Annotated in this window: 13 protein-coding genes; 2 read left to right on the forward strand and 11 right to left on the reverse strand. The window is 73.8% G+C overall.

The annotated features are described in order from the left end of the window. Positions 1 to 117: 117 nt before the first annotated feature. The 5 genes from kdpF to crcB (ACIO92_RS21020) form a co-directional block, all read right to left on the reverse strand. Complete coding sequence (kdpF, locus tag ACIO92_RS21000) at positions 118 to 207, reverse strand: K(+)-transporting ATPase subunit F (protein ID WP_402282877.1); 90 nt, start codon at positions 205 to 207, stop codon at positions 118 to 120. Then, positions 204 to 362 (reverse strand): hypothetical protein, encoded by a 159-nt coding sequence (locus ACIO92_RS21005; protein ID WP_402282875.1) that lies wholly within the window; start codon positions 360 to 362, stop codon positions 204 to 206. The genes kdpF and ACIO92_RS21005 overlap by 4 nt, the downstream gene beginning before the upstream one ends. 135 nt (positions 363 to 497) lie before the next feature. Further along, positions 498 to 851: a fluoride efflux transporter CrcB gene (crcB, locus tag ACIO92_RS21010; RefSeq protein ID WP_366441182.1), complete on the reverse strand. Its 354-nt coding sequence runs from the start codon at positions 849 to 851 to the stop codon at positions 498 to 500. Beyond that, positions 848 to 1,219, reverse strand: coding sequence for a DUF190 domain-containing protein (locus tag ACIO92_RS21015; RefSeq protein WP_366441181.1), 372 nt, complete (start codon positions 1,217 to 1,219; stop codon positions 848 to 850). The genes crcB (ACIO92_RS21010) and ACIO92_RS21015 overlap by 4 nt, the downstream gene beginning before the upstream one ends. Further along, positions 1,216 to 1,638, reverse strand: a complete 423-nt coding sequence (gene crcB, locus ACIO92_RS21020; protein ID WP_401237348.1) for a fluoride efflux transporter CrcB — start codon at positions 1,636 to 1,638, stop codon at positions 1,216 to 1,218. Before crcB (ACIO92_RS21020) ends, ACIO92_RS21015 begins: the two co-directional genes overlap by 4 nt. Before the next feature lie 395 nt (positions 1,639 to 2,033). Between crcB (ACIO92_RS21020) and ACIO92_RS21025 the strand changes: the two genes are divergently transcribed. After that, positions 2,034 to 3,284: a transposase gene (locus ACIO92_RS21025; RefSeq protein WP_366441179.1), complete on the forward strand. Its 1,251-nt coding sequence runs from the start codon at positions 2,034 to 2,036 to the stop codon at positions 3,282 to 3,284. Positions 3,285 to 3,449: 165 nt separating this feature from the next. Here ACIO92_RS21025 and ACIO92_RS21030 read toward each other — a convergent pair whose 3' ends face one another. The 4 genes from ACIO92_RS21030 to ACIO92_RS21045 all read right to left on the reverse strand — a co-directional run bounded on the left by ACIO92_RS21030 (position 3,450) and on the right by ACIO92_RS21045 (position 8,233). Further along, entirely contained in the window at positions 3,450 to 5,492 is a 2,043-nt protein-coding gene (locus ACIO92_RS21030) for a helix-turn-helix domain-containing protein (RefSeq protein ID WP_366441178.1), read from the reverse strand. Positions 5,493 to 5,647: 155 nt separating this feature from the next. Then, entirely contained in the window at positions 5,648 to 6,532 is an 885-nt protein-coding gene (locus ACIO92_RS21035) for a BTAD domain-containing putative transcriptional regulator (protein ID WP_401237347.1), read from the reverse strand. 314 nt (positions 6,533 to 6,846) lie between these two features. Next, the gene (locus ACIO92_RS21040; RefSeq protein ID WP_402282871.1) at positions 6,847 to 7,314 is read right to left on the reverse strand and encodes a DUF1772 domain-containing protein; all 468 of its coding nucleotides are present in this window, start codon (positions 7,312 to 7,314) and stop codon (positions 6,847 to 6,849) included. Between the two features lie 553 nt (positions 7,315 to 7,867). Continuing rightward, on the reverse strand, positions 7,868 to 8,233 hold the full coding sequence (locus ACIO92_RS21045) for a hypothetical protein (RefSeq protein WP_402282869.1): 366 nt from the start codon (positions 8,231 to 8,233) through the stop codon (positions 7,868 to 7,870). Positions 8,234 to 8,835: 602 nt separating this feature from the next. Between ACIO92_RS21045 and ACIO92_RS21050 the strand changes: the two genes are divergently transcribed. Continuing rightward, positions 8,836 to 9,555: a DNA-binding response regulator gene (locus ACIO92_RS21050; protein WP_366441175.1), complete on the forward strand. Its 720-nt coding sequence runs from the start codon at positions 8,836 to 8,838 to the stop codon at positions 9,553 to 9,555. 146 nt (positions 9,556 to 9,701) lie between these two features. Here ACIO92_RS21050 and ACIO92_RS21055 read toward each other — a convergent pair whose 3' ends face one another. Together ACIO92_RS21055 and ACIO92_RS21060 are read right to left on the reverse strand one after the other, a co-directional pair. Continuing rightward, entirely contained in the window at positions 9,702 to 10,577 is an 876-nt protein-coding gene (locus ACIO92_RS21055) for an ABC transporter permease (RefSeq protein WP_401237346.1), read from the reverse strand. Then, positions 10,574 to 13,222, reverse strand: a complete 2,649-nt coding sequence (locus ACIO92_RS21060; protein ID WP_401237345.1) for an alpha/beta fold hydrolase — start codon at positions 13,220 to 13,222, stop codon at positions 10,574 to 10,576. The genes ACIO92_RS21055 and ACIO92_RS21060 overlap by 4 nt, the downstream gene beginning before the upstream one ends. Positions 13,223 to 13,397 lie beyond the last annotated feature (175 nt).

Consider the following 13,397-nt stretch of genomic DNA (forward strand, 5'->3'; position numbering starts at 1 on the left):
GGCCCGGGGAATACACCCGGGCCATATGATCACCCAAAGGCCGGTACGACAGACCCAGCGCCACAACCAACGCCACAAGCTGGAGCACCCCAGCAAGAACCGGACTCATCAGCGTACTCAGAACCTCTCGGGCTTGACGAGGGCCAGGACGAGATAGCCCAGCAGAGCGACCGCCACCACCAGACCGACAACATTCTCGGCACTCACAGCTTGGCCACCCCCTTGGCAATGAACGCCACCAGCGCGAAAACCGCGACCACAGTGACGACGAAGGCCAGATCGGCCATCGTGAGCTCCCGGTGAGAAAAGACGAGGAACGGTTCCTCGGACAGGATGAGGAAACCGTCCCCGGGGCCGTCCACCGCCGCCGTTGACGGGCCCCTAACGCCGTACGGGCCCGTCTTGACGCATCCCCTACGAGGGAGCGCCCCGCCGCCGCCTCGCCAGTGGCCGGGAACACACCTGTCTTCGGCCCAGAGCCATCGGCCGGGATGCCGTCAGTGCGGCCCGGCCACCTCGGCCCCCAGCCACACGGCGAGGAGTCCGGCGGTCAGGCTCCCGGCCACGTTGAGCGCCGCGTACGCCTTCGCCCCGCCCTCGTACAGCTTCAGCGTCTCGTACGAGAACGTCGAGTACGTCGTCAGGGCTCCGCACAGTCCGGTGCCGAGCAGGGCGTACGTGTGGGCGGAGGCGACGCCGCCGAGCAGCCCGAGCACGAACGAGCCGACGACGTTCACCACGAACGTGCCCCAGGGGAACACCGAGTCGGTCCGGGCGCGGACCGCCTGGTCCGTGAGGTAGCGCAGCGGGGCGCCGACGGCGGCGCCCACGACGACGAGCAGCCAGTTCACTCCCGCGTCTCCCCGCCCCCGGAACCGTCCCCGTCGCGGCCCGCGTACCGGACGACCTCGCAGGCGTCGAGGAGGACCAGACCCTCCGTCACCAGTTCGTCCAGCTGGGGGAGGAAGGCGCGGACCCGTTCCTCCGTGTCGACGATCAGGACCGCCACCGGCAGGTCCTCGCTCAGCGACAGGATGCGGGAGGTGTGGATGCGGGAGGAGGCGCCGAAGCCCTCGACGCCCCGGAAGACGGAGGCGCCCGCGAGACCGGCCGCGTGGGCCCGGTGCACGATCTCGGTGGAGAGCGGCTTGTGGTGCCAGGTGTCGTTCTCGCCGACGAGGACCGTCAGGCGCAGTGCCCTGCCCGTGAGCCGGGTCATCGTGCTCCCCTCTCTCCGGTGCGCGCCGCCACTGTCCGGGCGGCGGTGACGCCCGCCCAGACGGCGGCGAGCGCGGTGACGGCGGTGCCGCCGAGGTAGAGCACGGCGCGCTCCGTCTCCCCGGTGGCCAACAGCCGCTGGGTGTCGAGACCGTAGGTGGAGAAGGTGGTGTAGCCGCCGCAGAACCCGGTCCCGAGGAAGGGCCGCAGCAGGGGGTGCGGGGCGGTCATGGTCTCGGTGAGCAGCACCATGAGCACGCCGAGGAGGGCGCAGCCGGAGACGTTGACGGCGAAGGTCGTCCAGGGGAAGGCGTCCGTGGCTGTGGGCCAGGCGAGCGAGGCGGCGTACCGGGCGACCGCTCCGAGGGCTCCGCCCGCGGCCACGACCCCGACGACGGGCAGCCGGCCGCGGAGATCCATGCCTCAAGGGTACGAGGACGTCGAGGCGAGGCGCACAGGCGCGGCACCCGGCCTGGGGCATTTAACCGGGGTCCGGCCCGTGCAGCCTCGCTCTGCGATGGTCCGGCCACGCCCCGCGACCGGTCAAAGGGGCGTCGGAGAGTCTGTCAGATCCCCCCGTGGGGTATTCGGGGCGCTCCGGGCAGGGCCGGGGGCGGGTGCCGCGGAGGCGGCTGGACGGTGTTCCGCCACCCTCGGAAGGCACCCTTCTGACCTGCGACGACACGGCGAGGGGTGGCCGGACCACCATCCGGCGGCCGATTCGGGTGCCGGGTACACCTCGTCCCCGGGGGTGGTTCCGGGTGACCTTGGTGGAGCAGCGGGAGGGAGCTGCGCAACCTGAGGGCAGGAGTGTCGTGAGTACATCCGTCGCAACCAAGCGCAGGACCGCCGCCGGGCTCGTTCCGCCGGCCGCGCCCCTGGGCGTCGTCAGGTCAGCGGGCGCGGGGGGTTCGCGCGAGGACGTCTACGCCGAGCTGTGTGCCGCGCTGTTCTCCGGCTTCCCGCGCCGTGACCAGCGGTTGAAGGCCGAGCAGTATCTGCGGGGTCTGCTCACCGCGCAGGGCCGCAAGTCGATCCGGAACATCGCCGCGCAGATCGGGGGGCCCGCCGCCGAGCAGAGCCTGCACCACTTCGTGTCGAGTTCCACCTGGGACTGGCTGCCGATGCGGGCGGCGCTCGCCCGGCACCTGGAGCGGACGAGCTGTCCGCAGGCGTGGGTGGTGCGGCCGATGCCGATCCCGAAGGCCGGGGAGCACTCGGTGGGTGTGGACCGGCGGTTCGACCCGGAGCGCGGGCAGGTCTTCCACGGCCAGCAGGCGTTCGGGGTGTGGTTCGCAGGTGAGGAGCTGAGCGTTCCGGTCAACTGGCGGCTGTTCCTGCCGGACCCCTGGGTGAACGACCGCACGCGGCGCGACCGCGCGGAGGTTCCCCAGGAGGCGGGCGAGGAGACGCTTGAGGAGTGTGCGGTGGCGGTGGCGCTGGACGCGGCCCGCTGGCCGGACGTGGCCCGCAAGCCGGTGCTGCTCGACATCCGGGGCGGTGCGGGGCGGGCGGCCCTGACGCGGCTCGCGGGGGCGGGGGTGCCGGTGGTGGCGCGGATCGGTCCCGGCTCGCGGCTGGCGATCGCGGACCGTTCGCTGCCGGGCTTCGGCGCGGGTCCGCTGTCCGCCGTGCAGATCCTGGAGTCCCTCAAGGGGCTGCGGAGGCCGGTGAGCTGGGTGGACACGGTGGCGGGTGCGCGGACCTCGCGGACCTCGCTGGCGACGGCGGTCCGGGTGGCGCTGCCCACGCCGGGCGGGGAGCGGATGCGTCCGCTGGTGCTGCTCGGTGAGTGGGACGACCCCCGGCGGGCTCCGTCGCGGGTGTGGATCAGCGATCTGACCGGGTCGCCGGTGGGTTCCCTGCTGCGGCTGACGAAGCTGGCGCGCCGGGTGGAGCGGGACTTCGTGGAGATCGGCGAGGGGGCGGGGCTGCGGGACTTCGTGGGCCGCTCGTACCGGGGCTGGCACCGGCACATCACGCTGGCGTCGGCGGCGCACGCGGCGACGGCGCTGTCCAGCGCCGACTGGGACTCGGGCTACCGGTCGGGGCGTACGGCGAGCTGAGCGCCGGGCGCGGTGCTTCCCCGGCGGGCCTCGGGCCCCGCCGGGGATGCCTTGTGTCCGGTGGCGGGTCCCGGCCCTCCGGTGGCTCGGGCGTTGCCGCGGTGAGGGCGCGCGGGGCGCCGTCGGGGTGGTCCCGGCCTCCGGTGGTTCGGGCGGGCGTCGCGCTCAGGCGTTGCGCTCCGGCGGGCCGGGCGGCCTGCGGTGCGGGTCGGTGGCGGCGCGGCCCCGGGCGAGGACCTCGCGGGTGCGCTGGAGGCGGAGCGCGAGCTGGACCTCCAGGACCTGGCCGGGCTTCTGCCATTCGGGGCCGAGGAGTTCGCCGATGCGTTCCAGGCGGCGGGAGACCGTGTTGGGGTGGACGTGCAGGGCCTCGGCCGCGTTGGTGGGGCTGCCGCCGGAGGCGAAGTAGGCCTCCAGGGTGTGGGTGAGGTCGGTGAACCGTTCGGCGTCGTAGTCGAGGACGGGTCCGATGGCCGCCTCGACGAAGCCGTCGACGTCGTTGTCGTCGGAGAGCAGCAGCCCGAGGAAGCCGAGGTCCTGTACGGACGCGGCGGAGCCGGTGCCGCCGAGCGCGCTCATCGCGTCGAGGCAGCGGCCGGCCTCCTGGTGGAGCCGTCCGACGCCGTCGGGGCTCCAGCCGGGTCCGGCGGCGGCGACGGAGACGGGGTGCCCGAGCAGCGGGGACAGTTCGGCGGCGACGGCCTTGGCGGCGGCCGAGGCGTCGATGCCGGGGAGCAGCAGCACGATGCAGCCGCCCTGCACGGTCTTCAGTCCGGAGAGCCGGTACGCGTACGAGGACGCCCAGACCACGGCCCTGCCCTGCTCGCCGCCCTCCGGCCGGGCGAGCACGAGGACGTGGGCCTTGCGCAGGTCCACGCCGAGGCGGCGGGCGCGCTGGGCGATCTGCTGGGGGGCGTGCGGCGGGTCGGCGATGAGGTCGTCGAGGAGTTCGTCGCGGACGGGCCCTTCGGCGACGGCGGTGGAGCGGCGCATCAGGAGGAGGAAGGCGATGGACTGGGCGGCGAGTTCGAGGAGGCGTTCGTCCTCGCCGGTGAGTCCGCCCGCGGTCCGGACGACGAGGACGCCGAGGTCTTCGGAGCCCGCGATGACGGGGGCGACCCAGGTGTCGTCGGCGGCCGGGACGGGGCGGCGGCGGGCGTGCGCGTCGAGCGAGGCCTTGGCGACGGCCTTCTCGTCGAGTGCGGGGACGTCCCCGGCGGTGGCGAGGCAGCGGCCGCCCTGGTCGCGGACCATGACGGTCGCGTCGAGGGCGTCGGCGGCGGCCTTGGCCACGTTGCACAGGTCGCCGCCCGCGAGGACGAGGTTCATGATGCGGCTGTGGGCCTCGCTGACGTGCCGCATCCGGGTGAGGCTGGTGCGGACGCGGGCGCTGTCCCGTTCGAGTTCGGAGACCTCGGTGCGGGTGCGGTCGAGGAGTCCGGCCTTCTCCACGCCGAGGGCGGCGAGGTCGGCGAGGGCGGCGAGGAGCCCGACCTCTTCCGGCGTGTGGTGGCGGACGCGCCGGTCGGCGCCGTACAGGGCGCCGATCACGGTGTCGCCGCTGCGGAGCGGCGCCGCCATGACGGCGTGCAGGCCCTCGGCGCGCAGGGCGGCCTCCGCGGCCTCGTCGAAGGCCGGGGAGTGGATGCCGGTGCCGGTCCTGGCCGTGGGAGCGAAGCGTTCGTCGGCGAGGTGGTCGGCGGTCCAGACGGGTTCGCCGAGGAGCTGGACGAAGCCGCCGACGCCGTATCCCTCGGCGAACCGGAGGCCGGGGGCGAGCCGGGGGGCGCCCTCCCGGCCGACGGGGTGGTCGGCGAGGGCGCCGTCGGTGGTGTGGACGTAGCAGGCGCCGTGCGGGCCGCGCAGCGTCACGTACGCGAGGTCGAGGCCGAGGAGCAGCCGGGCGCGGTGGGTGATGACCCGCAGCAGGCCGTCGAGGTCGTACGAGGAGGTGAGGTCGCGGGCGGTGTCGGTGAGGGCGATGAGTCCGGCCTCGTGGCGGGGGTCGCGGCCCTGTCCGGCGCGGACCACTCCGGCGAGGGCGACGGCCCGTTCGAGCCGGTCGAGCGTGTCACCGTCGAGGCCGGTGGTGCGGGCCTCGGCGAGGAGGGCGTCGAACCGGGCGGGCGGTGCCTGGGCCGCGAGCAGTTCGAGGACCGTGAGCAGCGCGTGGGCACCACCGGCTCCGTCCGCGCCGTACAAGCTCATGGTCCCTACTCCCGTGATCGAGCGAAATCGGGCACCTGGGAGGAAACCCGTACTGCTCGCCGAAAATAATTCGGCTTCGGGAGTCGGTCAACGGTGAGCTGCCGGACTTCATTCCCCACCGGTAACTGTCGGCGGGCGGCTCTGGTTCCCGGGCGTCAGCCGACCGAGGAGCCGACGGGGACGAGACGTCCCCGGGTGGGGCTGAACTGGGTGGGCACGCGGGGCACGTACACGGGGAGGCCGGCGGTGTCCCGGACGGCGAGGACCGAGCGGCGGAGGCGGCGCAGCCGCGCGGAGGGTTCCATGCCGGTCTCGGCGAGGAGCGTGGCGTGGAGCCGGTCGAAGACGGCGAGGGCCTCGTCGTGCTGTCCGCAGCGCAGCAGGGCGACCATGTAGTGGGCGTGGAGGGGTTCGTTGGTGCGGTAGCGGGCGGTGAGGCCGGAGAGCTCGGGGACGAGTTCGGCGTGTCCGCCGAGGCCGAGCTGTGCCTCGGTCCACTGGTCGAGGACGCTGAGCCGGGAGGTCTCCAGGCGCTCGATCTCCCGGCGGAGGCGGGGTCCGGCGGCGACGCCCGCGTAGGGTTCGCCGCGCCAGAGGGCGAGGGCCTCGCCGAGGCGGAGGGCGGCGCGCGGGAGGTCTCCCGCTTCCATGGCCCGGTAGCCCGCTCCGGCCGCGCGCTCGAACTGCCAGACGTCGTTGGTGCCGCCGCCGGTGTCGAGGCGGTAGCCGCCGGGCTGGGAGACGAGGATCGCGTCGGCGGTGCGCCGGTCCGACCAGCCGGGCCGGGGTTCGGCCGGGGTGGCGCCGCGCAGCGCGCCCGCGATGAGGGCGCGCAACCCGGCTATGTGGGACTGGAGTTCGGCGCGGGCCCCGTGCGGGGCGCCGGACGGCCACAGTTCCTCGGTGAGGACCGTCACGGGGACGACCTGGTCGGCGCTGGCCGTGAGCAGGGCGAGGAGCTGACGGGGCGCCGCTGCGGTCGGGGTGATCGACACCCCGTGCTCGCGCACCGAAAGTCCCCCCAGAATCCGGACGTCCACCTTGCCCCCTCAGTGCCTGTGCGGTGTCTGTGTGCGGGATGACTCCCGATGATTAGAAAAGACCCCCGTAGGCATGTCAATAAGAAACCGGAGGGTACGGAATCCCGACCCCTGATATCGTGGTGATTCACCCTCTTTGTCCGGTTATTGAGGCGTAGTGATTTCGTCATTGGCGGGGACCGCACCCATGAAGGAAGGCTGTTTCCGGACTCACAGGTACGCTTTCGGGGGTCCTCGCAGCTGACAACGGGGTTCACACCTGCGATTTCCGGCCAGAAACCGGCCGCCGGGTACGGTCCGGAACAAGGCCCTCCTCACCCGACCGCTGCGGCGGTCAGCAGACCGAACGCGATGACCACCAGGGCCGTACGGATCCGGTGGAAGCCGTTCCAGCGCCGCTCGAAGGCGGCGCGCACGGCCGCCGGGTCGTCGCCGGGGCCTTCGGGGGCGGCCAGCGCGTTGTTGAGCGGGACGTTGCCGCCGACGGTGACCACGTGGTTGAGCAGCGCGCACACCAGTCCCGCGAGCACGAGCCACTTCTGGGCGTCCGTTCGCCCGCCGGCGGGCACGAGGAACGCGGCGACGGGGAAGGCGGCCACTCCGAGGAAGACCGTCATGAAGACGGCCCTCGGCACCGCTTCGTTGATCCGGCGCATCACCGTGACGAACTCGGCGTCCTCCAGCCGGGCGAGCGCGGGCATGATCCCGGTCTGGAAGACCAGCAGGAAACCGGCGTACAGACCGGTGCATCCGACGGCGAGGGCGAGCAGCAGGGAGGCCATGCGTCATTCTGACCGCCCACCGGCCCACCCGGGAGCCTTACGGGACCACAAGTGACACGTGTGACACGGGAGATGGGGGCGGATCGAGTCCGGCGTGGGGATGGAGAGACAGATGAGACGGGAGGGGGCCGGGGTGGGTCCAGTGCGGGGTCCGGTGCGGGGTCCGGGTGCCGGGACGGGTCCGGGGCGACCGGCCGGTGGCCTCACGGATGAGGGTACGGGTGCCGGAGTGACCGGCGGTTGGCCTCACGGGCGGGGGTACGGCGCCGGAACGCCCGATCACCGGCCCTACGAGTGGGGGCACGGGTGCCGGGGGCGCGAGCCGCTGGCCCCATGGGTACGGACGGGGAGGCCGGAGGGACCGGCGAGTGGCCCCCACCGGCACGGGACGGATGCCGGAAATGACCGGCCGTCGGCCCCGCGCGCAAGGGGTACGAGCGGCGGACCACTGGACTGACGGGTACGGGCGCCGGTACGGGTACGGGCGCCGGAACAGCGAGCCGTCGGCCCTACGCGTGAGGGGCGCGAGTCCCGGAATGAGCGGCCGAGGGCGCTACCGGCGAGGGGCAGCCGTGCGGATCGTCGGCAGCCGGGTCCCGGCCGCGCCGAAGGCGACGAGGGCGCCCTCGAGTCGTCGTCGCGGAGTCCGGAGTCCCTCGTCGAGCAGGTCAGGGAGCTCCTTGACGGGTCCGGGGCGACCGGGCTCGGCCGGGTGACCGGAGACGTCGGCGATGGGAGTGGGCGCGACGGCCGGGCGCGGGGCATGACGGTCCGTGTCCCGGGTGACGCGCCCGACCCGCGCCAGGGACCGGCCGTCACATCGACCGGCGTGCGCCCCTTCGAAGACCACCCCGGAACCGTTGCCTGCGGGGCGCGGGCGGTCGGGGCCGAAGCCGTCGACGAACGTCTCGGGGCGCACGGTCGCCGGATCGGGGCCACCTCCCGTCGAAGGGGTGACTGGCGTAGCCGCAGGAGGCGGTGTCGGCGCCGAGGGTGAAGGGGAGGGCGGGGGCGGACAGGTGGTCGGCGGGGCGGGACGCTCGCGCCCGTCTCCGGCCGGGGCTCCGGCCGGACGGACCGGGGGCGCCCCGCCCTCCGCTGCCACCCCAACCCCCGCCGTCGCCAACTCGGTCGGGGCACGGGGGAACAGCTGTGCCGGTCCCCCGAAGCGCGGAGACGGAGACGGAGGCGCTTCCGTCGCCGTCCGGGACGCGCGCCCGATCGTCAGTGCGGCGGTGAGGAGCGCGGCGATGGCCGGGAACCGCCTCCGTCTGCGGCGGATTCACCATGGCTCGCGTCGGCGCACATCATCTCCCCTTCTTCGTAAGGCACTTGTGAATGTGACGGTCGGGATGGCCGCGCGGAGCCGTCGGAGGAGTTGCGGATGCATCTCGGTGCGGCGACGGCGACCGGGGTGACGTGAGGTGGCATGGATTCGCCATCCTTCTCAACAGGGGTTGTCACCGTGTGCAGTCACATGCGTACATTGAGTGGACATCGGATGGGCGGGGGTGGTCAGCGGTGGCAGAGAGCGCGGGCTCCGTGATGCTCGCCCGTTCGGCGATGAACCGGGCCGCGACCGAGGGACAGCGGCCCGCGGGGCGACCGGTCCGGGGGGCGCGGCGCATCAGCGCGGCACTCGCCGGGCTGGCCGCTTCCACGCGGTACGAGCTGTTGACCTTCGACGACCCGGTCGCGTCCGCGGGCTGCGCGATCCCCGAGCCGTTCCTGGAGTTGGCGGGAGCGTGTATGCGGGCCGCGGCGGAGCGGGCCGGCGAGGTCAGACGGATCGTGCCTCGGCACGCGCTGTCCCGGATCGAGGACGGACTCCGGCTCCCCGGCCGGGCCCGGCTGGTCGAGGCGATCCCGTTCAAGCTGATCGTGGTCGACCGGACGGTGGCGGCGGTGCCGCTCGACCTCGAACTGCTCTACAACGGGCTGCTGCTGATCCGGGACCCGGTGATCGTGCAGGCCCTCGTCCGGACCCATCACGCCTGCTGGGCGGCGGCGGAGGAGCTGACGTACGTACCGCCGCCACCGCCACCGCCCCGCGATCTGCCTCCGCAGTTGCGTCCGGTGCTCGACGCCCTCCTGTCGGGGCTCACGGACGAGACGGCGGCGACCAGGCTCGGCATGTCGGCACGGACGTACAGCCGCCGGGTCGGGGAGCTGATGACGGCCCTCGGCACGACGAGCCGCTTCCGCGCGGGCGCGGAAGCGGCTCGAAGGGGGTGGCTGTGAGTGACCGACCGCCCGGGACCCGGCCCCTGACCCGGACCCCGGGCGGTCGGGTCGGCCCGGTGCGGGTCCGGTCGCCCGGGGCAGGTCCGGACGGGCCCGGGACGGGTGCCGGTCGGCCGGATGTAGTCCGGGCGGGTCTCCTCGGTCTAGGACACGATGTCCTTGCGGGCGAAGCCCCGGAAGGCTAGGGCGAAGAGGACCAGGGCGTACGTGAGGGAGATCGCCGTGCCCTTCACCATGCCGCCCCATTCCAGCTGCGGCTGGAGCGCGTCGATCCAGGCGAACTGCCAGTGCGCCGGAAGGTACTCGCGCCAGTCACCGAGAGCGGTCACCGCGTCGAGGACATTGCCCACGATGGTCAGACCGACCGCGCCGCCGACCGCGCCCAGCGGGGCGTCGGTGCGGGTGGAGAGCCAGAACGCGAGTCCGGCCGTGACCAGTTGGGACGCGAAGACGAACGCGACGGCGACCGCGAGCCGGAACAGGGCGTCCCCGGCGGGCACCGCGCCGCCGGTGGGGAGCAGCAGCGGCCCCCAGCCGTAGGCGACCGTGCCCGCCGCCAGGGCCACGACCGGCAGCAGCACCATCGCGGCGGCGCTGTAGCCGAGGGCGACGGCCAGCTTGGAGGCGAGCAGCCGGGACCGGGGCACGGGCGCGGCGAGGAGATAGCGCAGCGAGGACCAGCTCGCCTCGGAGGCGACGGTGTCCCCGCAGAACAGGGCCACGGGAATGACGAGGAGGAATCCGGCCGAGACGAAGAGGCAGGTCGCCGCGAAGTTGGCGCCGGAGGCCGTCGCCGTGTCCATCAGGGTGATGCGTCCGCTGCCGCCCTCCCGGTCGCCGCCGACCGCGAACGCGATGATCAGGACGAACGGCAGGGCGACCAGGATGCCGCCCATGACCAGGGTGCGGCGGCGCTTCCACTGGCGGAGGGCCTCGACGCGCAGCGGCAGGGTGCGCCCGGCGCGGTAGCCGGGTGCGGATTCCACGGGGGCCGTGGGGGTGTCGGGCAGCACGCTCATGCGGCACCTCCTCCGATCAGGGTCAGGAACGCGTCTTCGAGGCGCCGGTGCGGTCCGACGCCGGTCAGCGGCACGTCCAGGGCGACGAGTTCGCCGATGAGCAGGGTGGGTGCGATCCCGTCGAGCCGGACGAGGATGCCGCCGTCGGTACGGGTCGCCCCGGCCACGCCCGGAAGCGCGCCGATCTTCTCCACGAGGACGTCGTCGACGGGTCCTCCGAGCGTCACCAGGAGGGTGTCGCCGGAGCCGGTGATCTCCGCGACCGGGCCCGCCTGCACCAGTTGTCCCCGGTCCATGACGACGAGATGGGTGCAGGACTGCTCGACCTCGGCGAGGAGGTGGCTGGAGACGATGACGGTACGGCCGTCGGCCGCGTACCGGATCATGACCTCGCGCATCTCGCGGATCTGCGGCGGGTCGAGTCCGTTGGTGGGCTCGTCCAGGATCAGCAGGTCCGGCAGGCCGAGCATGGCCTGGGCGAGGGCGAGGCGCTGGCGCATCCCCTGTGAGTAGGTGCGGACCGCGCGTTCGAGGGCGCCGCCGAGGTTCGCGATGCGCAGGGCCTCGTCGACGTGGGCGTCCTCGGCGGGGCGGCCGGTGGCCTTCCAGTACAGGTCCAGGTTCTCCCGGCCGGAGAGGTGCGGCAGGAATCCGGCGCCCTCCACGAAGGCGCCGACCCGGGAGAGGACCGGGGCGCCGGGGCGGATCGCCTGGCCGAAGACCCGGATCTCGCCCTCGTCGGGGGCGATCAGGCCCATCAGCATCCGCAGGGTGGTGGTCTTGCCCGCGCCGTTCGGCCCGAGGAGACCCAGGACCTGGCCCTGTTCGACGCGGAACGACAGGTCCCGGACGCTGTACCGGTCGCCGCCCTTGTACTTCTTGGAGAGTCCGGTGATCACCAGGGGCACGGTGGCGAGGCCGGGGTCCGGTGCGGGGGCGCCGGTGCGGCGGCGGGCGGTGAGCAGCAGTCCGGCGGCGACGGCGAGGCCCAGGAGCGGCAGGCCCCAGACCCACCAGGGCAGGGTGACGGCCTGGGTGTCGAGACCGGGGGCGGTCGGGACGGTGAGCGGGCCGTCGACGGCGACGGTGTATCCGGCGGGGACGAGCGGGGAGGCGTAGCCGAGGTCGGTGGCGGCGACCACGAGCCGCAGCCGGTGCCCGGACTCCACCTCGTGGTCGATCGCGGGCAGGGTGAGCGTGACGGTCCGGCCGGAAGTGGCGTCCGCGACGCGGACGGGCGCGACGAGCTGGGCGGGCAGCACCTGCTGGCGCCCGTCGGGCCCGACGTCGTACACCTTGGCGAAGAGGACGGCGGAGCCGTCCGCGGCGGTGGAGGTCACCTTGACGCGGACGGTCGGGGTGCCGGTGATCCGGAGCTGTCCGGTCAGCGGTGCGCTGTCGAAGCGGGCGTACTGGCCGGGGAAGTCGAGGGAGAGGCCGACGCCGAGGGAGGAGAGGCCGGAGAGGCCGCCGCCGAGTCCGGGGACGGCGGAGACGGCGGGCGGTGTGGCGCCCGCGGGGTTGGTGAAGCTCTGCGGCCCTCCGGTGAGGGTGATGCCGGTGGGGCCCGCGGTGAGTCCGGGGTAGCGGTCGGCGGTGGCGGCGCGCAGGGTGGCCCGCCCGTCGGTGGAGTCGACGCCTCCGGTACGGCTGACGCGGAAGGCGGGGCCGGTGTCGACGGAGGTGTCGCGCTTCAGCCAGCGGTCGAACCAGGTGTTGACGCGCTGTTCGACGCGGTCGGTCTCGCGGTCGCCGCCGTCGTGGCCGCCGGAGATCCAGTCGACGGCGACGGGGGCGCCGTTGGCGGTGAGGGCGCGGGCCGCGGCGTCGGACTGGGCGAGGGTGAAGAGGGAGTCCGACTGGCCCTGGACGAGGAGGGTGGGCACCTTGATCCGGTCGGCGACGGCGGAGGGGCTCCGGGCTTCGAGGAGGGCGCGGGCGGCGGCGTCGGGCTTCCCCGCGACGGCGACGCGCTGGTAGAGGCCGCAGAGTTCGGGGGTGAAGCGGCCGCAGGCGGACCCGGCCCGCTGCCCCGGCCCCTCGGGACGGTCTCCGGTGGAGAAGAAGATCCCGGCCCAGAGCTTCTTGAAGACACCGTCGGGGAACAGCGCGTCGGCGAGGTTCCAGTAGGTGATCCGGGGGGCGACGGCGTCGACGCGCGGATCGTGTCCGGCGGCCAGCAGCGAGATCGCGCCGCCGTAGGAGGCGCCGGTGACGCCGACGCGCGGATCACCGGGCTTGTCGAGGAGGACCTCGGGGCGGTCGGCGAGCCAGTCGATCAGCTTCCGGACGTCCTTGACCTCGTGCTCGGGGTCGTTGAGTCCGATCTCGCCGGTGGAGGCGCCGAAACCACGGGCGGACCAGGTGAGGACGGCGTAGCCGTCGCGGGCCAGCCCTTCGGCCTGGGCGCGCACGTCGTCCTTGGAGCCGCCGAAGCCGTGGCCGAGGAGGACGGCGGGGCGGCGCCCGGCGCCGTCGCCGGTGAAGTAGGAGGTGTCGAGCCGGACGCCGTCGAGGTCGAGCGTCCGGTCCGCGCGGTGCACGGGGGCCGGATCGTCCGAGGCGACGGCGGTCCAGGTGCCGGCGCCCGCGAGAACGGCGAGGACGGCGGTGACCGCGGCCCACCGGGGAATTCGGAGTCGCATGGCATCGAGCCTAAGCGGGCCGCCTGTGTGCCGGAGCTGCCCGGGGGCGGAGCCGTCTCCCCTCCTGGAGTCGTACGCGCCCCGGGGGCGTACCACGGGCGCGGTACGCGGAGCGGTCGGACCCGGCGGGCGGGGCGGGTCGGTCGTCACCGGTCCGGATACGGCTCCGGGCCCC

The sequence above is a fragment of the Streptomyces sp. NPDC087215 genome, assembly GCF_044744885.1.
Taxonomy (GTDB): Bacteria; Actinomycetota; Actinomycetes; order Streptomycetales; family Streptomycetaceae; genus Streptomyces.